Here is a 24,055-nt window from a genome sequence, read left to right on the forward strand (position 1 = left end):
CGTGGCTAGATGGAGGCAGTGCGTCAAAATATGTCAAGTGAAATAAACTTACAAAAATGGTAGGGATGGGTCAGGGTAACTATGAACGAACAATATTCCGCAATGCGCAGTAACGTCAGTATGCTCGGCAAGCTTCTCGGCGATACCATCAAGGAAGCACTGGGTGAAAACATCCTTGATAAAGTCGAAACAATCCGCAAGTTGTCAAAGTCTTCCCGCGCAGGTAGTGAAAAACATCGTCAGGAGTTGCTGACTACGCTGCAAAACCTGTCTAACGATGAACTGTTGCCCGTTGCCCGTGCATTCAGCCAGTTCCTTAACCTGACCAATACCGCTGAGCAATATCATACGATTTCACCGCACGGTGAAGCCGCGAGTAACCCGGCACAGCTTTCCCACGCGTTTGAGCGCCTGAAGGAAAGCAAAGATCTGACCGAACGCGATATCCGTGACGCCGTAGAATCCTTGTCGATCGAGCTGGTGCTGACCGCACACCCGACCGAAATTACCCGCCGGACGCTGATCCACAAGCTGGTAGAAGTGAATACCTGCCTCAAGCAGCTCGACCACAACGATCTGGCTGATTATGAGCGCAATCAGATCATGCGCCGCCTGCGCCAGCTGATTGCGCAGTCCTGGCATACCGATGAAATCCGTAAAATTCGTCCTACCCCGGTAGATGAAGCCAAATGGGGCTTCGCCGTGGTGGAAAACAGCCTGTGGGAAGGCGTGCCTGCATTTTTACGCGAACTGGATGAACAGTTGGAACAGGCTTTCGGCTATCGTCTGCCCGTTGATGCGGTTCCGGTGCGCTTTACGTCCTGGATGGGCGGCGACCGCGACGGTAACCCGAACGTCACAGCAGAAGTCACTCGCCACGTGCTGTTACTCAGCCGTTGGAAAGCGGCCGATCTGTTCCTGCGTGATATTCAGGTGCTGGTTTCCGAGCTGTCGATGTCCGAGTGTACGCCGGAGCTGCTGGAGCTGGCCGGTGGCAGCGAGGTACAAGAACCGTACCGCGCCATCATGAAGTCACTGCGTTCGCAGTTGAGCAGTACACTGAGCTATCTGGAAGCGCGTCTGACAGGTGAAGAGCGTCTGCCGCCGAAAGATCTGCTGATTACCAACGAACAGCTGTGGGAACCGCTCCACGCCTGTTACCAATCGCTGAAAACCTGCGGCATGGGCATCATCGCCGATGGTCGCCTGCTGGATACGCTGCGTCGCGTACGTTGCTTCGGTGTGCCTTTAGTACGCATCGATGTCCGTCAGGAAAGCACCCGCCACACCGAAGCGCTGGCCGAGATTACCCGCTATCTGGGTCTGGGCGACTACGAAAGCTGGTCAGAGTCTGATAAGCAGGCTTTCTTGATCCGTGAACTCAGCTCTAAGCGCCCACTCCTGCCACGCTACTGGGAGCCGAGCGCGGATACCAAAGAAGTGCTGGATACCTGTCGTGTTGTCGCCAAAGCGCCCATCGGTTCAGTCGCAGCCTATGTTATTTCAATGGCGCGCACACCTTCCGACGTGCTGGCCGTTCACCTGCTGCTCAAAGAAGCCGGTTGCCCGTTTGCATTGCCGGTCGCGCCGCTGTTTGAAACGCTGGACGACCTGAACAACGCTGATGATGTCATGACGCAATTGCTGAGCATCGACTGGTATCGCGGCTTTATTCAGGGCAAGCAGATGGTCATGATCGGCTATTCCGACTCGGCAAAAGACGCGGGCGTGATGGCGGCCTCTTGGGCGCAGTACCGTGCACAGGACGCGCTGATCAAAACCTGTGAGAAAGCGGGTATCGCACTGACGCTGTTCCACGGACGCGGTGGTTCTATCGGTCGCGGTGGTGCACCGGCTCACGCAGCGCTGTTGTCACAACCGCCGGGTAGCCTGAAAGGTGGCCTGCGCGTGACGGAACAGGGCGAGATGATCCGCTTTAAATACGGTCTGCCGGAAGTCACCATCAGCAGTCTGGCGCTGTATACCGGTGCGATTCTGGAAGCGAACCTGCTGCCACCGCCGGAACCAAAACAGGAATGGCACGAGGTGATGGACGACCTTTCTCGTGTGTCCTGCGAGATGTACCGTGGCTACGTGCGTGAGAACCCGGATTTCGTCCCTTACTTCCGCGCCGCGACGCCGGAATTGGAGCTGGGCAAACTGCCGCTGGGGTCACGTCCGGCCAAACGTCGTCCGAACGGCGGCGTGGAAAGCCTGCGTGCTATCCCGTGGATTTTTGCCTGGACGCAGAACCGTCTGATGCTGCCAGCGTGGCTAGGCGCAGGTGCTGCATTGCAGAAAGTGGTGGATGACGGCAAGCAGGAACAGTTGGAAGCCATGTGCCGCGACTGGCCGTTCTTCTCGACGCGTATCGGCATGCTGGAGATGGTGTTCGCCAAAGCCGACCTGTGGCTGGCGGAGTATTACGATCAGCGTCTGGTAGAAGAGAAACTGTGGCCGTTAGGGAAACAGCTGCGCGATCAGTTAGCCGCCGATATTAACGTCGTGCTGGCGATCTCCAACGACGATCACCTGATGGCGGATCTGCCGTGGATCGCCGAGTCGATCGCACTGCGTAACGTCTATACCGATCCCCTGAACGTGCTGCAGGCTGAGTTGCTACATCGTTCACGCCAGCAGGAACAGCCAGATGCCGATCTGGAACTGGCGCTGATGGTGACGATCGCCGGTGTCGCAGCGGGCATGCGTAATACGGGTTAATCGCGCAGGCAGCAAAAGCTAAACAGACAGCAAAACTTGTAGTAAGTAAAAATAGGGGCCGGTCATTTGACCGGCCTTTTTTGCAGAAAAATCAGTTACGCGGTGATAATGAAGAGATTCGCCGAATAAGGTGAAGAAAACCTTACGCCAGATATTTATCCTGCAAATAATTCCGCGCACGATTATCCAGGCCGTATTCCACTTCAAGCCAGCTATCGATCGAACCGTGTCGTTCGTAGATGGCCTTCAACGCCGTCACAATGAACTCTTCCTGCACCGACAGTACATAAGAGAACTGCCCCAGCGCTTTCTCATTCAGCGTTGCCGACAGATGTGTCAGTAGCTGCTGGCGGAAGGGCGTCAGCGTCGTCTCGGTGAGCAGGTAATCCTCCATCACCGTCTGTTCATCCGCACCCAGCGCAAACATCACCAGCGCCGAACCGATACCCGTGCGATCTTTGCCCACGGCGCAGTGCTGCACTAGCCCTCCCTCATCCGGCCGTAATAACAGCGACACCAGTTGTGTATAGGCCGAGTTATTGAAAGGCAAACGGCGGTAGAGTTCCAACATGAATGCCCGGGAATCAAACGCCGCCAGCACATCAGACCCCAGTGAATCCAGATTGGCCGTCACTTCGTGGCGTAATGGGTTGGCCGGATAGGCGTGATAATTAGCCCCCGTCCACAATATGTCAGGCTTCTGTGCAATTTCATCAGCATCCCGATAGTCCACCACGTGAGAAATAGGTACGCCAGCAAGGTGTTCGCAGTCAGCCTGACTCAGCAGATCCAGCGAGCCAGAGCGAAAAAGTTTACCGTGTCGAATAAGCCGCCCATCAGCAGCGCGGTTGCCGCCTAAATCGCGGAAGTTGATTCCGCCGTCCAGCGGTAATAAAGAGGGATGGAGCAACGTTGGTTCGGTCATACATCTCCTTGCGAGGTTGAAAGGCGAGCAAGGCAAATTGAACTATTTAGTGTATACCCTAAATAATTCAATTTGCAGGACAAAACGTTAGCGTTTTGAACAACGCAAAGCGTTGGCCCGCTAGGGCGATGCTCAGCAATGAGCATCGTAACGCGGCAAGAGAAGGACAAATTCGTCGGGAACGAATTTGACCAGCCAAAGGCTGGCCTCCGGTGAGAGACAGGATGTCTCTCATTTCATCCCGATGAGCTTACTCAAGTAAGTGATTCGGGTGACTGACAAACCTGCCAGAAGCTGGTTTGAACGCTGCTTGCAGCGGCCCCAACGGGGCGAGACACACTCAAGTGTGTCGAGTAACGCAGCCAACGCACATGCAGCTTGAAGAATAACGGGTATATCAGGATACGGGCTGGCATCGATGATAGCCAGCCCCAAACACCATCAATTTTTGTGCTTATTCAGCCGCTAACAAACGGCGAGTCGCGTCCAGCAACACCTTGATGACGGTGGTTTCGGCCAGTTTCATGGTCGCCGCATCCGGGATTTCCTGCTGAGTACGGTTCACGATCACGCCCGCGATCATACCCGCTTTCAGCCCCTGGCTGGCGCACATGGTCAGCAGCGTGGCGGATTCCATTTCATAGTTCAGCACGCCCATGCTCTGCCATTCTTCCATCGAGCCGCGGAAGCGGCGTACAACGCGTCCAGAGAAGGTGTCATAGCGTTCCTGACCGGGGTAGAACGTATCGGAAGACGCGGTGATGCCCACGTGCAGCGCCGCACCCGAGGCCTTCGCCGCTTCCACCAGCGCGGTGGTACAGCCGAAATCAGCAACGGCTGGGAATTCCATTGGTGCGAAGTGCAGGCTCGCGCCGTCAAGACGAACGGCGGCGGTGGTCACTAGCACATCACCGACGTTGATGCCGGACTGAATCGCCCCCGTCGTACCGACGCGCAGGAAAGTCCGGATGCCGAGCTGTGCCAATTCTTCTACCGCGATTGATGTTGACGGGCCGCCGATACCGGTCGAGCAAACAATCACCGCCTTGCCATCCAACTCTGCACGCCAGGACGTAAATTCACGGTGTGATGCCAGATGTACCGGGTTATCCATCAGGCGAGCAATTTTTTCAACACGCTCAGGATCGCCGGGGACGATAGCCAGCGTCGCGCCCTGTAAATCGTTCTTGACCAGACCAAGATGGAACACATCAGATGTAGACATAACTGCCTCCCGGGCAATCAATTGGGTATTCAGAGAAATCGCGCCGGACGCTCATCTACACAGCCTTTCGCAGCCAGTCAGCGTCCGTTCAATAAAAAGACTCTAGCGCATCATTACGTTTTTTTAAGTGACGGCAGTCACCGATGAAAAAGAAACAAACATCAACATACATAAAAAATGTGACCAAAATCACCATACCCCAGATAAGGACGCCATTTTTGCCGATTAATTGTCTTCTAGTGTAGATTCTTTAATCATTGATAGTATTTATCATGGATATTCTGAAATCCCTCTTTCCATGAAAATCGGCCGATAACAGGAGAGCGCGTAATGAAGACTGATGAACAGACGACCTTCACACATCTTCCCCAAGGGTTATCCCCAGCGGTGGAACCGCAGACCGCCTCCATCATTACGACAGATTCTGCCGGTATCGTTGCCAGTGAAACCACTATTCCTTCTCAGGGTGAGCAGCTACCCGCGTATATCGCCAGACCGGCAAACCACGACGGGCCGTACCCTATCGTTCTGGTGGTGCAGGAGATTTTCGGCGTCCATCAACACATTCAGGACGTTTGCCGCAGGCTGGCCAAGCAGGGCTACATGGCCATTGCGCCAGAGCTGTATTTTCGTCAGGGCGACCCCAGCCGCTATAACGACATTCAGCAAATCCTGACCGAGCTGGTTTACAAGGTGCCTGATACGCAGGTGCTGTCCGATCTCGATCGCGCCGCCAACTGGGCGATTAAACAGGGCGGCGACGCCAGTAAGCTGGCGATAACGGGTTTCTGTTGGGGCGGACGCATCACCTGGCTCTACGCCGCGCACAACCCACAGCTCAAGGCGGCCGTTGCCTGGTACGGCAAGTGTACGGGTGAGAAAACGCTGAATAGCCCTAAACATCCGGTCGATGTCGCCACGGAATTGGAAGCCCCGGTACTGGGGTTGTACGGCGCGAAAGACGAAGGGATTCCGTTGGGGCAGGTTGATACCATGCGGCAGGCGCTGCGTGCGGCCAACGCAGCGGCAGACATCATCGTCTACCCCGATGCCGGGCATGCTTTCCATGCCGATTACCGCCCCAGCTATCATGAAGAATCCGCACACGACGGCTGGCAACGTATGCTGGCATGGTTCCAGAAAAACGGCGTTGCGTAACGCCGTCACACCATTTTCGTTCTTATCCACGATCTAAAACGCCACCGAACAACGGTGGCGTTGGTGTTTTACCTTTTTACTGTTTTACAGAGAAAGACAGCTTTAGAACGTCGTCCAGTCGCCGTTATTTCCCTTGTCTTTCGCTGCCGCTGGCGCTAAAGACAGCGTTGGCGTGCGCGTTGGTGCCGGTGCATAAGAAGCAGTTTTGCCGCTGCCATATGACTGCAATTTAAACGCGCTTACCGCTTCCGCCAGAACAGAGGCCTGTGATTGTAGAGATAGCGCCGCAGAGGCCGATTCTTCAACCAGAGCCGCATTCTGCTGCGTGGTGGTATCAATCTGTCCAACCGCCAGATTCATCTGGTTAATCCCATCGCTCTGCTCACGGCTAGCCTGCGAGATTTCACTGATGATCTCATTCACATCCTGTACATAGCCCGTTAATCCGCTCATCGTTTCTTCGGCGGTATCCACCAGCGACATGCCTTCCTGAATTTTACTCACAGAGTCGTCAATCAAATCCTTGATCTCACGCGCGGCTGTCGCACTGCGCTGTGCCAGAGAGCGAACTTCTCCCGCCACCACCGCAAAGCCACGCCCTTGCTCGCCTGCACGCGCGGCTTCAACCGCGGCGTTCAACGCCAGAATGTTGGTCTGGAACGCAATGCCGTCAATCACACCGATGATCTCCGCCATACGCTGGGATGAATCACGAATGCCGCGCATTTTCTGCGTCACGGAAGCCATAACGTCGCCGCTTTGCTTCGCCGCACCAGAGGCTTTGTTCGCGATGTCTGTTGCCTGCTGGGTGTTTTCCGCCGTGTTCTTAATGGTAGAGGTCAGCTGTTCCATCGACGCCGCCGTTTCTTCCAGCGAGCTGGCTTGCTCTTCGGTGCGCGATGACAAATCCTGATTACCTGCGGCGATTTGCGAGGCTGCCGTCGAGATGGTTTCCGCCCCGTCACGCACCTGCCCAACAATCGTGCTCAGGCTGGTGTTCATGTGATCCAACGATTGCAGCAGCAATCCGGTTTCATCTTTGCTGGTAACAGTGATACGTGAGGTCAGATCGCCCTGTGCCACTCTGTCTGCCACTTGCAAAGCCTGCTGTATCGGTCGGGTTACGCTGCGCGTAATTGACCAGGCAATCAGTGCTCCAAATACGGCGCCCAGCGCTAAAATAAGCAACAAAATCATGCGGGTGTTGCTGTATACCTCAGCCATCGCTTCAATGGAGGTATCCATTGCATCATCTTGATAATTCACCAATTGTCTTACCGCATCGCGGTACTGACGTTGGATGACATTCAAGTTGTTGTTGAACTCCTCAATCGCCGCTTCCCGATTGCCCGCCACCACTTCGCTGATAATCTTGTCACCGGATTTCAAAAATTCGGTGCGGATCCCACGAATAGCGCGTAACTGAGCGACCGAACGCTCTTCAACCGTTTGGCTGTCCAGCTTGTCCAGCAAGCGGCCGATCTCCTGACGGAACTCACCCACGCGACTTACGTTTGTCTGAATTTGTTCCTGACCCGACACCAGCATCAGCCGCTGATAGGCCACAAGGATGCTGTTTACATTATCAATGAGGCTATTGGCATCCACCGTCTGTGGGTAAACCTCTTTCACAATGTCTCTGGCACCATCCTGGAAACCGGATAGCTTAGACAGGGAAAAGATACTCACGATAAACAACATCAAAATCAGGACGGCAAACCCCGCACCCAGTCGATAGCCGATACGCCAATTCGCTAAATTCATGTCTCACTCCTTTTAGGTAATGGATAGCAATGTCAATTGCGCACATGTCGCAACTTGATGGAACCACAGGGCGGAGAATGATTGGCGATTCGAAGGGGAACAAACCTTCTGACACGCCAGAGATACCTTGAGGCAGGCATTTTACGCACGCTCTCAGCATGAGAGGTGCTATCAAAAATCAAATAGTTTCCCTCGGGTGTTGAGGTGCAAAAGTGGAAATAAATCTAAAATGCTACAAATACAACTGATAAGACCGCAGAGACGTTACTGAGGTGATAATGATGGCCTTCCCTCTCCGAACTCATGCGGACATGACCGCTCCTGTGTTATCCATTTTATCGGCATACCGCCCATGATCTTTATCATTTGATCGTTTAAATCATTCAAAAACAAATAATAAATAGTTATCAGCTATCAAAAAACCAATTTCGATCGGAAAAAACACACATTAATCTACGAGCCATTAACAGAAATAACGCCTCAATTACATAACAGGATAGTCAGACATATTCGATATTAAAAATAAAGAGATACTAATATTTATTAGTAAAGGATAATAAACTAAGCAGGAAGGAAAAAAAACGTATTTACTCTATGTCGCACATGAAAAGAATCAGGGAGGCTGTTGCCTCCCTGTAAGATAGCGTTGCGTTACACAGTGCCGCTAAATAATGGCAGTCAGTTTACTCTTTTCTTGCCAGCGCCAGAGACAGTGTGGGTGTGTTCATCGGCATTGGCGAATAAGACCCAGCGTTGCTACTGCCGTATGACTGTATTTTAAACGCGCTCACGGCTTCCGCCAGAACGGAGGCCTGTGCTTGCAGAGACAGCGCCGCAGAGGCAGATTCTTCAACCAAAGCCGCGTTCTGCTGAGTCGTGGTGTCAATCTGTCCAATCGCCAGATTCATCTGGTTAATCCCGTCGCTCTGTTCACGGCTAGCCTGTGAAATCTCGCTGATAATGTCGTGTACGTCTTTCACGTGGGCCGTCAATCCGCCCATCGTTTCTTCAGCAGTATCGACAAGATCCATTCCTTCGCGAATTTTGCTCACCGAGTCGTCAATCAAATCCTTGATCTCCCGTGCGGCGGTCGCGCTGCGCTGCGCCAGTGAACGGACTTCTCCCGCCACCACCGCAAAGCCACGCCCCTGTTCGCCCGCCCGCGCCGCTTCAACCGCGGCGTTCAGCGCCAGAATGTTGGTCTGGAAAGCGATACCATCAATCACACCGATGATCTCCGCCATACGCTGAGACGAATCACGAATACCACGCATTTTTTGCGTCACGGAAAGCATGACATCACCGCTTTGTTTCGCCGCACCGGTCGCTTTATTGGCAATCTCCGTGGCCTGTTGGGTGTTTTCCGCGGTGTTTTTAATGGTGGATGCCAACTGCTCCATTGAGGCTGCGGTTTCTTCCAGAGAGCTGGCCTGTTCTTCAGTACGCGATGATAGATCCTGGTTACCTGCCGTGATTTGCGACGCCGCTGTCGAGATCGTTTCCGCGCCATCACGCACCTGACCAACAATCGTGCTCAGGCTGGTGTTCATGCGATCCAACGATTGCAGCAGCAGCCCGGTTTCATCCTTGCTGGTCACCGTAATGCGTGAAGTCAGATCGCCCTGCGCCACTCTGTCTGCCACTTGTAAAGCCTGCTCTATTGGACGGGTTACGCTGCGCGTGATAGCCCAAGCAATCAGCGCCCCAAACACGGCACCCAGCGCCAAAATAAGCAGTAAAATGATGCGAGTATTGTTGTATACTGCAGCCATGGTCTCGACAGAATTATCCATCGCATCATTTTGGTAATTCACCAACTGCTTCACCGAGTCACGGTAATTGCGCTGAATGACGTTCAGGGTGTTGTTGAATTCCGCGACGGCGACGTCGTTATTCCCCGCCAGCGCATCACTAATAATTTTATCACCAGACTTGATAAACTCGGCACGAAAGCCGCGGACAACCCCCACTTGCTTGCGGGCAAGCTCCCCTGAAGCATTGTTTTCCAAATTGTCGAGCAGACGGCTAATTTCCTTGCGGTACGCCATGATCCGATCGACATATCCCTGACGCTGTTCCTGACCGGATACCAGCATCATCTGTAAATAAGCGACAAAATGCCCATTCACGTTATCGATGAGATCATTCGCATCTACCGTTTGTGGATACACCTCTTTGACGATACCTCTGGCACCATCCTGAAAAGAGGACAGCTTAGACAAAGAAAAAATACTCACGGTAAACAACATCAGAATCAAGATGGCAAACCCGCCTCCTAATCGATAGCCAATTCGCCAATTCGCTAAACTCATGTCTTACTCCTTTTAGGTAATACATAATAATGACTACTGCTCGTCTAATAACGCAGCAGAGTGGGAAATAATCTTTTTTTCGGGAAAATAAATATGCTTCATGGGTATTTTAAATATACCCACAAGAGAGTAATTTCAGGTGCACTTTCAACATAAGTAAAACGTTAAAAAATACAAAAAACCTCGCTCTATTGGTACATCCAGAGCCGCCTCCATGCCGTCTACCTTATCGGCACAATATTCTTTAGCTTTATGACAGCGTCGATTAATGCCCCCCCAAAATAGAGAGATTGATAGCGGATAAATATTTTTTTCGACAAATAACCTACCAGTCGATGCAGAAAAACAAGGGGGATAGCGCGGCGATTTTATTAAAGGAAAGACAATATAGTTGACTTTCAGGAAGGCAGAAAATACGCCGAGGGAAATAATAAAAAATTGAGAATCAGGGAAATAATGCGAATTTTATCTATTCGTCAGGTGTAAAAAGTCAGGGAGGCCATAGCCTCCCTGATGTCATCAGCCATTAGCTATTACTGGGTTTCACGCAGACGCTGCGCAGCCTGAACCATATTCGCCAGCGCCTGACGCGTTTCCGGCCAGCCACGAGTTTTCAAACCGCAATCCGGATTCACCCACAGGCGTTCCGCTGGGATACGCTGCGCTGCTTTCTTCAGCAGATCTTCCATCCATTCCACGCTCGGTACGTTCGGGGAGTGGATATCATAAACGCCCGGGCCGATTTCATTCGGGTACTCGAACTCTTCAAACGACTCCAGCAATTCCATATCGGAACGAGAGGTTTCAATCGTAATCACGTCTGCATCCAGCGCGGCGATAGAATCCATGATGTCGTTGAACTCGCAATAACACATGTGGGTATGGATTTGCGTATCATCTTTCGCCACCGCGGCGTTCAGACGGAAAGCATCCACCGCCCAGGCCAGATAAGCATCCCAGTCAGAGCGGTGCAGCGGCAGACCTTCACGCAGTGCCGGTTCGTCAATCTGGATGATACCAATGCCTGCTGCTTCCAAATCTGCCACTTCATCACGCAGCGCCAGCGCAATCTGCTTAGCGATGGTTTCACGCGTAACGTCTTCACGCGGGAAAGACCAGCACAGGATTGTCACCGGACCTGTCAACATGCCTTTCATCGGCTTGTCGGTCAGAGACTGTGCGTATTTCGCCCACTCAACGGTGATCGCTTCTGGACGGCTTACATCACCAATGATAACAGGCGGCTTCACACAGCGAGAGCCGTAGCTCTGCACCCAGCCGTTCTGGGTAAAGATAAACCCATCCAGATGCTCACCGAAGTATTCCACCATGTCGTTGCGCTCGGCTTCACCGTGCACCAGCACGTCCAGACCCAGACGTTCTTGCTCAACCACGGCTTGCTTGATGTGCTCGGCAATACCAGTGCGGTAGTTATTGCCATCCAGACGACCCTGTTTGAAATCCAGACGCAGGCCGCGAATTTCGGTGGTTTGTGGGAAAGAACCAATCGTGGTTGTCGGCCATGCTGGCAGATTAAAGCGCTCACGCTGGGCATCAGCACGAACTGAATAGACATTCTGACGCTGGCTATCCTGTGCGGTGATAGCAGCAAGACGCTGTGCAACGGCGGCGTTATTCACACGCGTTGAGGTACGGCGAGCACGAATCGGTGCGCTATAGGCTTCCAGTGCCTGACCGTTGCCGCTGTTCAGTGCCTGAGACAGCAGCGACAGCTCTGCACATTTCTGAATCGCAAAGGCAAACCAACTCTTCACTTCATCATCCAGACGCACTTCCACGCTCAGATCGATAGGACTATGCAGCAGTGAACATGAGCTGCCCAGCCACAGATCGCGCGTTCCCAGCAGCGGTTGCAGACGCTCGAACCAGCTGCTTAGGTCAGCACGCCAGACGTTACGACCGTTAATCACCCCCAGAGACAGGACCCAGTTAGCGGGCAGTTGGGCGCTCAGCGTAGCGGCATCATCCTTACCGTGAACCAGATCGATATGCAGCCCCTGAACTGCCAGCGTTTTGATCGTTTCCAGATTCTGGCTAATGCTATCGAAATAAGTCGTCAGCAGCAGTTTCACCTGACCTTGCAGTGCGTCATAAGCCGGTTTAAACGCGGCCAGCCACTCTTGCGGCAGTTCCAGTGCCAGTGCAGGTTCATCAATCTGCACCCACTCAATGCCACGCTTCGCCAACTCAGCCAGCACTTGCTGGTAGACTGGCAGAATGTCCTGCAGCAGCGACAGACGATCAAACTGCTCACCTTTCACTTTGCCCAGCCACAGGTAAGTAACCGGACCTAACAGAACAGGCTTCACGTTATGGCCCAGCGCCAGCGCTTCATCGACTTCATCCAGCAGCTGTGTCCAGGTCAGCTTGAACTGCTGCCCTTTGGTGAATTCCGGCACCATATAGTGATAGTTAGTGTTAAACCACTTGGTCATTTCTGCCGCAGCAGCGGGTTGACCGGTTGGCGCACGTCCACGGCCAATACGGAACAGCGTATCCAGATCGACCGAGCCGTCTTCATTCTGATGGCGTGCAGGTACGTTACCCAACAGCAGACTCGTGGTCAGCACATGGTCGTACCAGGCGAAATCACCCACTGGCAGCAGATCAACGCCAGCATCCTTCTGTTGTTGCCAATGACGCGCACGCAGCTCACGTCCAACGGTCAGCAACTCTTCCTGTGTCGCGTTACCTGCCCAGTAGTTTTCCTGCGCTTTTTTCAGTTCACGGCGTAGTCCAACGCGCGGAAAACCCAGTGTATGATTCACAATCGCCATCGTTAATTCCTCATTTAGCCGTCCAGATGTTTACACATCCATAATCCGCAGGTACTGTAGTAATCACAAGCGCAATTTATTCACTGTCACTGTGAAGGACTCTCATGATCGAATTTAAACACCTGCGAACGCTGCAAGCACTGCGCAATACCGGATCGTTAGCCGCCGCTGCCGCTGCACTTCACCAAACTCAATCGGCGTTATCCCACCAGTTCAGCGATCTGGAACAGCGCCTTGGGTTCAGGTTATTCGTGCGTAAAAGCCAGCCGCTGCGCTTTACGCCTCAGGGAGAAATTCTGTTGCAGTTGGCAGAGCAGGTGTTACCGCAAATCCAGCAGGCGTTACAGTCGTGCCATGAGCCGCACCAAACCACGCTGCGTCTGGCCATTGAGTGCCATAGCTGTATTCAGTGGCTGACGCCTGCGCTAGACGAATTCCACCAGCACTGGCCGCAGGTGGTGATGGACTTTAAATCAGGCGTGACATTCGACCCTCAGCCAGCACTTCAACAAGGCGAACTGGATCTGGTCATGACCTCCGACATCATGCCGCGCAGTGGCCTGCACTATTCGCCTCTGTTTGATTTTGAAGTCAGACTGGTGCTGGCTCCCGACCATCCGCTGGCAGGAAAAGAGAAAATCGAACCGGAGGATTTCACCGCCGAGACCCTGATGATTTATCCGGTACAGCGGCAGCGGTTGGACGTCTGGCGTCACTTTTTACAACCCGCAGGCGTCAGTCCTACGCTGAAAAGCGTGGACAATACGCTGCTGCTGATTCAGATGGTCGCCGCCCGCATGGGCATCGCCGCACTACCGCACTGGGTGGTGGAAAGCTTCGAGCGTCAGGGGCTGATTGTGACTAAATCGCTGGGTGACGGGCTGTGGAGCCGGTTGTACGCTGCCGTCCGTGACGGAGAGCAGCGCCAACCGGTGATTGATGCGTTTATTCGTTCGGCGCGTCAGCACGCTTGTGAGCACTTACCATTTGTGAAGGACGCTTCACGACCCAACGCTGGTGTACCCACAGTGAGGACGTAATAATTATCGTCCCCACGATAAAGCTCAGCCAGTCTGGCGTTTTATGCCAGATAGCGAAGTTGACCAGTAGACCAGCCGGCACGTGAAAGTTGTTCATTATGCTAAGCGTTCCGGCATCCACCTGGGTTGCGCCGTAGTTCCACATAAAATAACCCAGGCCAGAAGCGCCAATCCCCAACCAAGCCAGCACACCCCACTGCAAGGTTGTGGTAGGTAACTTATCCAGATTACCGAAGAGCAGCCATGCGGCTATCGTCACAATCGCAGCCCCCAGATAAAACCAGGAAAACGCGCAGTGCTGCGGCACGGGATAGAGCTCCATCAGGCGCTTATAACCCACCTGACCTGCGGCAAAACACACGTTCGCCGCCTGAACCAGCAGGAATCCCCTCCAGAAATGTTCACTCACGCCGTGATAATGGATCACCGCCGCCCCGAATACCGCCAGCAGAGCGCTCATCACGTAGCCCCAGCGCAGGCGCTGTCGGGAAAGTAGATCGTAAATCAGCGTAACGTACAGAGGCGTCATCACCGTAAAGAGTAAAAACTCAGGTACGGTCAGGTACAGGTAAGCCTGAAACACGAACAGGTACATGATACCCAGTTGGCAAGCGCCCACTAACATATACAAGAAAATGACGCGCGGCGTATAACCCCGCAGGCGTAAGAATGGCAAAAACACCACGGCTGCGGCCGTCAGACGGAACATCGCAGAAAACCAGCTATCAACCTGACCCGCCAGATATTCGCCAATCAGGCTGAATGAAAATGCCCACAAAATAGTGGTGATAGTGAGTAATGGCACGACAACATCCGCTTAGGAAAAAGTATCGCCATTGTAACGGAGATGGCTGAATGAATTTCAGTCAATGTGGTTTACATTAGATTAAATAGCGAACAAACAGAAAATAAGCTTAACAACGTAGAGAGGCGGCGTTAAATAACCTTTATCAGGTAGCATCCACGTCATTAAATATATTTAATCAGTGCTACTCTTTTATCAAAAAATAGGGCCTCTATTTATAAAATAAAGAGGCCCTGTGACCGAGGAATTAAATCTGCCATCTAAACCAGGCAAAGAAAACATTACCGTTGTTGTATGTTCCGGGAATGTAAGTCGCCTGGAAAGAGAGCTTGCTGTAGCTTATTGATGCCAAAGGTAATAAGACGGGAATTGGAATATAGTTCCAGTTATCACGCATCGTGAAGCCCGCCGTAAAGCCCAGACCCAGTTGGAAATCCTGATCGCTGGTTGGCCGCCAGCGCTTTTCATATCCATAGCCACCGATAGGCTCCCATTTGTTATAGGAGTCTTTGAATGCCATGATATAAAGCCCGTGCCAGTCCCCATCCTTATCCAGACGGGAAACACCGTAGCCCGCGCCCCACGGCCTTTCATTATATTTGTCGGTCTTTTCTTTATCATACGTCCAGCGGTTATGCCAGGTAATCGTCGGGATATAAATATCGTGGCTCTGCGACGAATTCCAGGTCGTAGACAGATTATTTTTACTTCTCTGCCACCAGCTTTCATCCTGCTTATCCGACGCCGAATCATTGGAATCAGCCGTAGCGGGCGCGAGGTTTGCCGTGCTGCTCGTGTTATTTGTCCCCACATTATTTATGCTTTCTGCTGCGTAGCTCAAAAAAGGGACAACGGATAGTGTAATCAAACTTAACGTGATTAAAATTCGCTTCAAATACATATAAGGTTCTCGGTAACAGCGTCACGATTCCATTCAAACAAAGGTGATCCAAACAAAACTATTTTGGTTGTTACCAAAATATATAGTTCAGTTTACGTAATCTGCCCATATAGGCGGGAAACCAAAACAGTCTATTATGAAGGGATAAACAGCAACTTTGCTTAAATAGATAGTGAATTCCGCTCCGATTTCAGACGTTTCCTAGCTGAAATAACAAAAAACCACCTGGTTTATCGGTGGTTTATATTCTGGTTGGAACCCGTTCCAGAGAGATAGCAAGAATGATGAATCACCTACGCAGTGGGATTAAATACCATCGCCATATTCGAAGCCGCGATTGATCCCGTTGAAATACTGATCCATATCCATAGCGGGTTTATCGCTTTCCGGGCGACCGACGATGCGAGCAGGAACCCCTGCCGCCGTCGTGTGTGGAGGAACCGATTGCAGCACGACAGACCCGGCGCCAATTTTCGCACCACAGCCAACCTCTATGTTCCCCAAAATTTTAGCGCCCGCGCCAATCATCACGCCTTCACGAATTTTAGGGTGGCGATCGCCGCTCGTTTTACCCGTACCGCCCAGCGTCACGGATTGCAGAATAGAGACATCGTTTTCAACGACGGCCGTTTCACCGATCACAATGCCTGTTGCGTGATCGAGCATGATCCCGCAGCCGATTCTCGCCGCAGGGTGAATATCGACACCGAAAGAAACCGAGATCTGGTTCTGGAAATAGACCGCTAGCGCTTTACGATCCTGCGACCAAAGCCAGTGACCAATACGATAGGCCTGTAATGCATGAAACCCTTTCAGATAGAGCAGTGGGGTAGAATATTTATCCACCGCCGGGTCACGTAGGCAAACGGCCTGAATATCGCGCGCGGCAGAAACGATCATCTGCGGATCGGCACGATAGGCTTCTTCCACCACCTCTCGAATGGCGATCGCAGGCATGATCGAGTTTGCCAGCTTGTTTGCCAGCATGTAGCTCAGTGCGCTACCCAGATTCTCGTGTTTCAGCAATGTGGCATGAAAAAAGCTGGCCAGCATCGGTTCACAGTCCGCAAGGCTGCGCGCTTCTGCCTTGATATTGGTCCAGACCAGTTCCAGTTCTTCTGTCGACATTGCCTTACTCTCCGAGATACCACACACCACAACGTATATCTGTTCTCAAACGGCAGGCTTATTAGCACCACCGCTCGTATACAAGAAAATGAAGATACTATGAGCCTCCCAGATTAGGAAGCCCAGCATATACTCGTCATACTTCAAGTTTCATGTGCGTTGGCTGCGTTCAGTCACCCGAATCACTTACCTGAGTAAGCTCATCGGGACTCCTTCCCTTGCCGCCTGCCTGAAACTCGAATTATTTAGAGTATGGAACGACGTGTTTTATAACTTGGCGGTTTCGTCTTTACGCGTACGCCCTAAGAGGCTCAGCGCCGCCTCTCGGGCGTCTTTCCCACAATACAGCACCTGCCAGAGTTGCTCAGTAATCGGCATTTCAACGCCGTAGCGCTGCGCTAATGCCAAGACTTCTTTCGTATTGCGGTATCCTTCAACAACCTGACCAATGCTATCCTGCGCGCTCTGTACATCCATTCCCTGCCCCAGCATCATGCCGAAGCGCCGGTTACGGGACTGATTATCAGTACAGGTCAGCACCAGATCGCCAAGCCCAGCCATCCCCATGAAGGTGGTGGGATCCGCACCCAGCGCTGCGCCAAGACGGGTCATTTCCGCCAGTCCGCGGGTGATCAGAGCGGTACGTGCATTGGCACCAAACCCAATGCCATCAGACATCCCAGCACCGATGGCAATGACGTTTTTCACCGCGCCGCCCAGCTGCACGCCGATAAAATCGGGGTTGCTGTAAACGCGGAAGCTCTTCCCACAGTGCAGCAATCGTTGTAGGTCGTCAGCAAATTCACTGTCTGTTGATGCCAGAGCAATAGCCGTCGGCATGCCAGCGGCTAATTCTTTGGCAAATGTCGGGCCAGAAACCACCGCAAGCGGGATCGTTTCGCCCAGCGCTTCGCGTGCGACATCTTGCAACAAGCGTCCCGTTTCCGCTTCCAGCCCTTTAGTCGCCCACACGATACGCGCATCGGCACGCAAATGAGGTTTCAACTGGCGCAGAACATCACCAAACACATGGCTCGGCACAACGACCAGCACGTTTCTGCTGGCAGCAAGCGCCTGCGCCAGATTGGTTTCCAGCTGTAGCGAATCGGGGAAAGGCACATCAGGCAGGAATGCCTGATTACAGCGAGCGGCCTGTAACGCCTGAATGTGCGTAGGGTTGTGGCCCCACAGCACGACTCGATGGCCATTACGCGCCAGCGTAATGGCCAACGCGGTGCCGTACGAGCCGGCACCGATGACGGTCATTGAAGCGTCAGACGCGTTCATCAGGCATCCTGAGGCTGCGCAGCACCTTCACCTTCGGTCTGCTGCTGCAGGTAATTCATGAACAGCGCATCAAAGTTCACTGGCGCCAGATTCAATTGCGGGAAGGTACCGCGAGAAACCAGGCTGGTGATGCACTCACGCGCGTAAGGGAACAGAATGTTCGGGCAATATGCGCCCAGGCAGTGCGCCAGCTGAGTTCCTTCGATGCCGCCAACGGTAAAGATACCACCTTGCTGAACTTCACACAGAAATGCAGTTTCTTCACCCAGAGAAGCCGTTACGGTCACACGCAGTACGACTTCATAGATGTCATCAGCCAGTTGGCTAGAAGCCGTATCCAGATCCAGTTTTACTTCCGGCTGCCATTCCTGCTGGAACACCTGAGGCGCATTCGGCGCTTCAAAAGAGATATCTTTGGTGTAGATACGCTGGATTTGGAAAGCCATTTCTGTGTTGTTTTGTTCAGACATGTTAAGTAATACCCTTTTGTTAGATTTTCTTGACGTCTTCCGTCGTCATAAGTGGGCGGACGTCAGCACATTTCTGTCATTGTCATACTGCAATCACTGTAGTTGCAATAACGGTAGTACTGCAATCAGCCTGTCGATTATCCTGCAAAATCGCCGCCATTTTCGCTGCGTATGATCTACACACCTGGCACGATGCGGATAGTTTTACCACAAACTGTTTTATTTGCCGCGGACTAAAGGCAGATTCTCACCGCTCCAGCCAGCCAGACCGTCCTTCAGTACCTGCACACGCTCAAAACCGGCTTTGTGCAAATTCTCGGCTGCTTCGCGTGAAGAGAGGCCGTTAGCGCATACCACGATAATCGGTTGCGATTTATGTTTTTCAAGTTCACCTACGCTGCCGTTTTTAATGTCGTTCGGCAACAGGTTAAATGCGCTGGCAATATGGCCACGGCGATAGTCGTCACGGTTACGGATATCAACGACGACGGCATCTTCTTTATTAATCAGTCGGATCGCTTCACCGCGAACCACTTCTTTTACGTTCGACAGTTTACTCTTCACAGTAAGCACAATGACCGCAACCAACAGTGCAACCCAGGAAATGCTCAAAATAGGGTGCTTGCTAATGAATGGCATAATCTCTTGCATGGGGTGTAACGACTCCCGGATCAGTTAAGCAACAAAAATATAAGGTTCCTGAGTATACCTGCGCGATACGGCAATTACAGCCAGTAAGCCAATATAGCGTATCGAATCTGCGGCGAGCTTTCCATTTATCTATCTATTGATGCGCCCAGACGCCCACCTTTGTGCCATGCTTGTCACGTCTGGAAATAGAAATCAGACAAGAGACAACTGGTAAGCCGCTGTTCATCGTGGAATAATTCACCGCTATGAGTAAAAACGCGTTATTTGTACAGAGTCGGGTGGCATGTAGCGCCGATCGCCATGTATCCGCATTACACAGGCTACTCACCCGTTGCGTCAGCGCACTCTGCGTTGGCGTTTTGCTGTTGCCCGCGCTCGGCCAAGCGGAAGATAATCAGGCACAGCTTAAGACCCTGCAACAAGATATCGCCGCGAAAGAAAAAAGCGTTCAAGAACAAAAAAAGCAACGCAGTGCCTTAGTCCAGCAGTTGAAAAAGCAGGAGCAGTCCATCTCTCAGGCCAGTCGTCAGTTGCATGAAACACGCAATACGCTGTCCACACTCAATAAAGAATTAGTCAGTCTCAGCGCCTCTATCGCAAAACTGCAATCTCAGCAGGATAAGCAACAAACGCTACTTTCCCGTCAGCTTGACGCCGCCTTCCGGCAAGGTCAGCACAGCGCACTGCAACTCATGCTGAACGGAGAAGAAAGCCAGCGCAACGAGCGCATCCTCGCCTACTTCGGCTACCTGAATGAAGCACGGCAGAAATCTATCAACGAATTGCAGCAAACGCGTGTGGAGCTGGCTGACCAAAAACGCCAGTTGGAACAAAAGCAGACGCAGCAAAAAACGCTGCTGAGCGACCAACAGCAGCAACAGCAGACGCTGGAGCAGGCACAGTCCGATCGGAAGAAAACGCTGTCGACGCTGGAAAGCTCGCTGGAAAAAGATCGGCAGCAGTTGACGGAACTGCGCCAGAATGAAACCCGGTTGCGCGATCAAATCGCCCGTGCTGAGCGAGAAGCGAAAGCCCGTGCTGAACGGGAAGCGCGCGAGGCCGCCAAGGTTCGCGCTAAAGAAGAACAGGCCAAACGCAGCGGCAGCAGCTACAAACCCACAGAGGGTGAACGCTCACTCATGGCCCGAACCGGCGGTTTAGGACGGCCTTCTGGCCAAGCCATCTGGCCGGTTAACGGCCGCATCGAGCACCGCTTCGGTGAACCGTTACAGGGCGAGCTGCGCTGGAAGGGCATGGTGATTACCGCACCAGAAGGGACGGAAGTGAAAGCTATCGCCGACGGAACCGTACTGATGGCCGATTGGCTACAGGGCTACGGGTTGGTCGTTGTTGTGCAGCACGGTAAAGGCGATATGAGCCTGTACGGCTATAACCAGAGTGCCTTGGTTTCCGTTGGCGCTCAGGTCAAGGCCGGACAATCTATTGCACTGGTCGGCACCAGCGGTGGGCAGAGCCAGCCTGGACTGTATTTTGAAATCCGTCGCCAGGGTCAGGCGGTCAATCCACAACCTTGGCTGGGAAGATAGTCTTGTCTTATTTAACCAAAACACCGTTATTGGCGTTGAGTCTGCTTGCCCTGTCTCCTTTGGCGCTGGCCGGAAAACTCTCCATCGTCATCGATGATTTCGGCTATCGCCCGCACAATGAGAACCAGATTCTGGCGATGCCAACAGCGATTTCCGTCGCGGTATTACCCAACGCGCCGTACGCCCGTGAAATGGCAACCAAAGCCCACCAGCAAGGGCGAGAAGTGCTGATCCACCTGCCGATGGCACCGATGAGCAAGCAGCCGCTGGAGCGCGATACGTTACGCCCGGACATGAGCAGCGACGAAATTCAGCGCATTATTCGCCAATCCGTCAATAACGTGCCTTACGCTGTGGGGTTGAACAACCATATGGGCAGCGCGATGACCGCCAGCCTGCCCGGCATGCAAAAAGTCATGCAGGCACTGAGCGCCTACCAACTCTATTTCCTCGATAGCATGACCATCGGCAGCAGCCAATCGAGCCAGGCCGCGGCAGGGACGAACGTCAAAGTCATCAAACGCAAAGTCTTTCTGGATGATTCGCAAAACGAAGCCGAGATTCGCAAACAGTTTACCCGCGCGGTGCAAATCGCCCGCCGCAGCGGTTCCGCCATCGCTATCGGGCATCCACACCCTTCAACCATCCGCGTCTTACAGCAGATGTTGCCCACGCTGGATGCCGATATTGTCTTAGTCCGCCCCAGCCAGTTGCTGAATGAGCCGACGCGGCAGTATGAGCCTCAACCGCAGCAGCCAGTCAAACCGCGTAATCCGTTCCGCGGCATACAGCAATGTCAGGTCAAACAACCGCCGGAACCGGTGAAGAACGATGTGTTCTTCAAGCTGGTGAGCAGCAGTATTCAGGAAAGCGCACCGGTGATGTTTATCAAGCACCGCTGGCAGACTTGGATTGAGCCAGCCGAGACCGAAACGCACGCGAAGCCTTAATACCGAGCGTGCATTTCCCTTTTGACATCGCACGAACTCGTCATCGCAGGGTTATGACTCATCCCAGTTGAGAATAACCTTGCCCGACTGACCCGAACGCATGGCATCGAACCCTTTCTGGAACTCATCAATGTGAAAGCGGTGGGTGATAATCGGTGACAAATCCAGTCCAGACTGAATCAGCGCCGACATTTTGTACCAGGTTTCGAACATTTCCCGTCCATAGATACCTTTGATAAACAGTCCTTTAAAAATCACGTCCCCCCAGTCAATCGACATCGGTTCATGCGGAATGCCCAGCATGGCGATGCGTCCACCGTGATTCATCGCTTTCAGCATGGCGCGAAAGGCTGATGGCGCACCCGACATCTCCAGACCGATATCAAACCCCTCGGTCATGCCCAACTCTATCATCACGTCCGCCAGATTTTCCTGAGCCACATTGACGGCACGCGTTGCACCCATTTTACGGGCCAGATCCAGACGGTACGCATTCACATCGGTAATCACGACATTCCTTGCCCCCACGTGACGGCATACCGCCGCTGCCATCATGCCTATCGGCCCTGCGCCAGCAATCAAGACATCTTCTCCCACTAAATCGAAGGACAGTGCGGTGTGCACCGCGTTACCGAAGGGATCGAAAATGGCGGCCAGTTCGTCAGAAATATTGTCGGGAATGCGGAACGCGTTGTAGGCAGGAATCACCAGATACTCCGCGAACGAACCGGGACGGTTTACCCCGACGCCAATGGCATTGCGGCATAAATGACGCCGTCCGGCACGACAGTTGCGGCAGTAACCGCAGGTAATATGCCCTTCGCCAGAAACCCGATCGCCAATATGAAAACCGTTAACCTCCTGGCCGATAGCGACAATTTCACCCACGTATTCATGCCCGACGACCATCGGAACGGGAATCGTCTTCTGCGACCATTCGTCCCAGTTATAGATATGCACATCTGTTCCGCAGATCGCGCTTTTGCGGATTTTAATCATGATGTCGTTATGCCCGAGCTCCGGCGTGGGCGAGTCCACCATCCAGATGCCTTCTTCCGGCCGCAGTTTTGCCAATGCTTTCATGATGGTTTCCTCAGATGATCACACCCAGACGTTTGCCCACGCGGATAAAAGCCTCAACGGCGAATTGGATTTGCTGCGGTGTATGGGCGGCTGACATTTGAGTACGAATACGCGCCTGACCGAGGGGCACAACGGGATAGAAAAAGCCGGCGACATAAACGCCTTCCCGCTGTAGCGCCTGCGCAAAATCCTGTGCCAGCTGCGCCTCACCCAACATGACGGGAATAATGGCGTGGTCAGCCCCCGCCAGCGTGAACCCTGCGGCCGTCATCTTTTCACGGAACAGACGGGCGTTTGCCCACAGACGTTCACGCCGCTCTCCACCCTGTTCCAGCAGATCCAGTACCCTGAGCGACGCGGTGACAATCGCGGGTGCGAGCGAGTTGGAGAAAAGATAGGGTCGCGAGCGCTGACGCAGCCAGTCGATCACCTCATGCTTGCCCGCCGTATAACCGCCCGACGCGCCCCCTAACGCCTTGCCCAACGTACCGGTGATAATATCAACGCGATCCATCACCCCGCAGCGTTCGTGCGTTCCGCGCCCTCGTTCACCGACAAATCCCACCGCATGCGAATCATCCACCATCACTAACGCATCATAACGATCCGCCAGATCGCAAATCCCCTGCAAATCGGCAATCACACCATCCATCGAGAAAACGCCGTCGGTGGCGATCATGACGTGCCTTGCCCCTTCCACTCTTGCCAGTTGCAGCTGTGCTTCCAACTGGCTCATATCGTTATTGGCATAGCGATAGCGTCGCGCCTTCGATAGCCGAATACCGTCGATGATCGAAGCATGATTGAGCGCATCGGAAATAATGGCATCCTCCGGTCCCATCAGCGTTTCAAACAGCCCACCATTGGCATCAAAACAGGAGGAATAGAGAATCGCGTCGTCCATTCCCAAAAAATCCGCCAGCTTACGCTCCAACTGTTTGTGGATATCCTGCGTTCCGCAGATGAAGCGCACCGATGCCATGCCAAAACCGTGGCTGTCCAATCCGGCTTTTGCAGCGGCAATCAGCTCAGGGTTGTCCGCCAGACCAAGATAATTATTGGCACAGAAATTGAGCAGGCGGTTACTGTCCATCACCTCGATTTCAGCCTGCTGCGCAGAGGTAATGATGCGTTCCTCCTTGAACACGCCCTCGGTACGTGCGGCCATGATTTGTGTAGTAAGTTGTTGATAAAATGCGGCTGGCATAGCGTCACTCTCCCATAAAAAGATCGCTTTATGGTTTTTAAGCTAGCGGATGTGGGCAGAAATGCGGGGTAAACAGTCTGAAA

The 24,055-nt window shown here is 53.0% G+C and carries 18 protein-coding genes; 5 read left to right on the forward strand and 13 right to left on the reverse strand.

Annotated elements, in window-relative coordinates:
• Positions 1-81: 81 nt before the first annotated feature.
• Entirely contained in the window at positions 82-2,721 is a 2,640-nt protein-coding gene (ppc, locus tag EO763_RS21085) for a phosphoenolpyruvate carboxylase (protein ID WP_161530106.1), read from the forward strand.
• A gap of 142 nt (positions 2,722-2,863) precedes the next feature.
• Here the strand turns inward: ppc and EO763_RS21090 are convergent, their stop codons facing one another.
• Both EO763_RS21090 and udp read right to left on the reverse strand, forming a co-directional pair.
• Complete coding sequence (locus EO763_RS21090) at positions 2,864-3,646, reverse strand: tyrosine-protein phosphatase (protein WP_010298623.1); 783 nt, start codon at positions 3,644-3,646, stop codon at positions 2,864-2,866.
• 454 nt (positions 3,647-4,100) lie between these two features.
• Entirely contained in the window at positions 4,101-4,871 is a 771-nt protein-coding gene (gene udp / locus EO763_RS21095) for a uridine phosphorylase (RefSeq protein WP_010283777.1), read from the reverse strand.
• A 330-nt stretch (positions 4,872-5,201) separates the two neighbouring features.
• Between udp and EO763_RS21100 the strand changes: the two genes are divergently transcribed.
• Positions 5,202-6,029, forward strand: coding sequence for a dienelactone hydrolase family protein (locus EO763_RS21100; protein WP_161530107.1), 828 nt, complete (start codon positions 5,202-5,204; stop codon positions 6,027-6,029).
• A gap of 102 nt (positions 6,030-6,131) precedes the next feature.
• Here EO763_RS21100 and EO763_RS21105 read toward each other — a convergent pair whose 3' ends face one another.
• From EO763_RS21105 to metE, 3 genes are all read right to left on the reverse strand, one after another.
• Entirely contained in the window at positions 6,132-7,793 is a 1,662-nt protein-coding gene (locus EO763_RS21105) for a methyl-accepting chemotaxis protein (RefSeq protein WP_161530108.1), read from the reverse strand.
• A 683-nt stretch (positions 7,794-8,476) separates the two neighbouring features.
• Positions 8,477-10,105, reverse strand: coding sequence for a methyl-accepting chemotaxis protein (locus tag EO763_RS21110; RefSeq protein WP_161530109.1), 1,629 nt, complete (start codon positions 10,103-10,105; stop codon positions 8,477-8,479).
• Between the two features lie 533 nt (positions 10,106-10,638).
• Positions 10,639-12,903: a 5-methyltetrahydropteroyltriglutamate--homocysteine S-methyltransferase gene (gene metE, locus EO763_RS21115; RefSeq protein ID WP_161530110.1), complete on the reverse strand. Its 2,265-nt coding sequence runs from the start codon at positions 12,901-12,903 to the stop codon at positions 10,639-10,641.
• Between the two features lie 104 nt (positions 12,904-13,007).
• Between metE and metR the strand changes: the two genes are divergently transcribed.
• On the forward strand, positions 13,008-13,943 hold the full coding sequence (gene metR / locus EO763_RS21120; protein ID WP_039495069.1) for an HTH-type transcriptional regulator MetR: 936 nt from the start codon (positions 13,008-13,010) through the stop codon (positions 13,941-13,943).
• On the opposite strand, the gene EO763_RS21125 is transcribed toward metR, so the two are convergent.
• The 6 genes from EO763_RS21125 to EO763_RS21150 form a co-directional block, all read right to left on the reverse strand.
• Positions 13,849-14,748 (reverse strand): carboxylate/amino acid/amine transporter, encoded by a 900-nt coding sequence (locus EO763_RS21125; RefSeq protein ID WP_161530111.1) that lies wholly within the window; start codon positions 14,746-14,748, stop codon positions 13,849-13,851. The two genes, metR and EO763_RS21125, sit on opposite strands and share 95 nt — an antisense overlap.
• 247 nt (positions 14,749-14,995) lie before the next feature.
• Positions 14,996-15,649 (reverse strand): lipid IV(A) palmitoyltransferase PagP, encoded by a 654-nt coding sequence (gene pagP, locus EO763_RS21130; protein ID WP_161530112.1) that lies wholly within the window; start codon positions 15,647-15,649, stop codon positions 14,996-14,998.
• Positions 15,650-15,955: 306 nt separating this feature from the next.
• Positions 15,956-16,777: a serine O-acetyltransferase gene (cysE, locus tag EO763_RS21135; protein WP_039364143.1), complete on the reverse strand. Its 822-nt coding sequence runs from the start codon at positions 16,775-16,777 to the stop codon at positions 15,956-15,958.
• A gap of 267 nt (positions 16,778-17,044) precedes the next feature.
• Positions 17,045-18,064, reverse strand: coding sequence for an NAD(P)H-dependent glycerol-3-phosphate dehydrogenase (gpsA, locus tag EO763_RS21140; protein WP_010300792.1), 1,020 nt, complete (start codon positions 18,062-18,064; stop codon positions 17,045-17,047).
• Positions 18,064-18,534: a protein-export chaperone SecB gene (gene secB / locus EO763_RS21145; RefSeq protein WP_010283737.1), complete on the reverse strand. Its 471-nt coding sequence runs from the start codon at positions 18,532-18,534 to the stop codon at positions 18,064-18,066. Before secB ends, gpsA begins: the two co-directional genes overlap by 1 nt.
• 219 nt (positions 18,535-18,753) lie before the next feature.
• Positions 18,754-19,185, reverse strand: coding sequence for a rhodanese-like domain-containing protein (locus EO763_RS21150; protein ID WP_010300789.1), 432 nt, complete (start codon positions 19,183-19,185; stop codon positions 18,754-18,756).
• 245 nt (positions 19,186-19,430) lie between these two features.
• Between EO763_RS21150 and envC the strand changes: the two genes are divergently transcribed.
• Entirely contained in the window at positions 19,431-20,732 is a 1,302-nt protein-coding gene (gene envC, locus EO763_RS21155; protein ID WP_161530113.1) for a murein hydrolase activator EnvC, read from the forward strand.
• 2 nt (positions 20,733-20,734) lie between these two features.
• Positions 20,735-21,682, forward strand: coding sequence for a divergent polysaccharide deacetylase family protein (locus tag EO763_RS21160; protein ID WP_010300784.1), 948 nt, complete (start codon positions 20,735-20,737; stop codon positions 21,680-21,682).
• 51 nt (positions 21,683-21,733) lie between these two features.
• Here EO763_RS21160 and tdh read toward each other — a convergent pair whose 3' ends face one another.
• The gene (gene tdh, locus EO763_RS21165) at positions 21,734-22,765 is read right to left on the reverse strand and encodes an L-threonine 3-dehydrogenase (protein ID WP_040032304.1); all 1,032 of its coding nucleotides are present in this window, start codon (positions 22,763-22,765) and stop codon (positions 21,734-21,736) included.
• A gap of 10 nt (positions 22,766-22,775) precedes the next feature.
• Complete coding sequence (locus EO763_RS21170) at positions 22,776-23,972, reverse strand: glycine C-acetyltransferase (RefSeq protein WP_161530114.1); 1,197 nt, start codon at positions 23,970-23,972, stop codon at positions 22,776-22,778.
• Positions 23,973-24,055: the final 83 nt, after the last annotated feature.

Source organism: Pectobacterium odoriferum, assembly GCF_009931295.1.
GTDB lineage: Bacteria > Pseudomonadota > Gammaproteobacteria > Enterobacterales > Enterobacteriaceae > Pectobacterium > Pectobacterium odoriferum.

Excerpts from the sequence above, each read along its gene's own strand:
- ppc (WP_161530106.1), top strand. The coding sequence starts at position 82 with ATGAACGAACAATATTCCGCAATGCGCAGTAACGTCAGTATGCTCGGC.
- EO763_RS21090 (WP_010298623.1), bottom strand. The coding sequence starts at position 3,646 with ATGACCGAACCAACGTTGCTCCATCCCTCTTTATTACCGCTGGACGGC.
- udp (WP_010283777.1), bottom strand. The coding sequence starts at position 4,871 with ATGTCTACATCTGATGTGTTCCATCTTGGTCTGGTCAAGAACGATTTA.
- EO763_RS21100 (WP_161530107.1), top strand. The coding sequence starts at position 5,202 with ATGAAGACTGATGAACAGACGACCTTCACACATCTTCCCCAAGGGTTA.
- EO763_RS21105 (WP_161530108.1), bottom strand. The coding sequence starts at position 7,793 with ATGAATTTAGCGAATTGGCGTATCGGCTATCGACTGGGTGCGGGGTTT.
- EO763_RS21110 (WP_161530109.1), bottom strand. The coding sequence starts at position 10,105 with ATGAGTTTAGCGAATTGGCGAATTGGCTATCGATTAGGAGGCGGGTTT.
- metE (WP_161530110.1), bottom strand. The coding sequence starts at position 12,903 with ATGGCGATTGTGAATCATACACTGGGTTTTCCGCGCGTTGGACTACGC.
- metR (WP_039495069.1), top strand. The coding sequence starts at position 13,008 with ATGATCGAATTTAAACACCTGCGAACGCTGCAAGCACTGCGCAATACC.
- pagP (WP_161530112.1), bottom strand. The coding sequence starts at position 15,649 with ATGTATTTGAAGCGAATTTTAATCACGTTAAGTTTGATTACACTATCC.
- cysE (WP_039364143.1), bottom strand. The coding sequence starts at position 16,777 with ATGTCGACAGAAGAACTGGAACTGGTCTGGACCAATATCAAGGCAGAA.
- gpsA (WP_010300792.1), bottom strand. The coding sequence starts at position 18,064 with ATGAACGCGTCTGACGCTTCAATGACCGTCATCGGTGCCGGCTCGTAC.
- secB (WP_010283737.1), bottom strand. The coding sequence starts at position 18,534 with ATGTCTGAACAAAACAACACAGAAATGGCTTTCCAAATCCAGCGTATC.
- EO763_RS21150 (WP_010300789.1), bottom strand. The coding sequence starts at position 19,185 with ATGCAAGAGATTATGCCATTCATTAGCAAGCACCCTATTTTGAGCATT.
- envC (WP_161530113.1), top strand. The coding sequence starts at position 19,431 with ATGAGTAAAAACGCGTTATTTGTACAGAGTCGGGTGGCATGTAGCGCC.
- tdh (WP_040032304.1), bottom strand. The coding sequence starts at position 22,765 with ATGAAAGCATTGGCAAAACTGCGGCCGGAAGAAGGCATCTGGATGGTG.
- EO763_RS21170 (WP_161530114.1), bottom strand. The coding sequence starts at position 23,972 with ATGCCAGCCGCATTTTATCAACAACTTACTACACAAATCATGGCCGCA.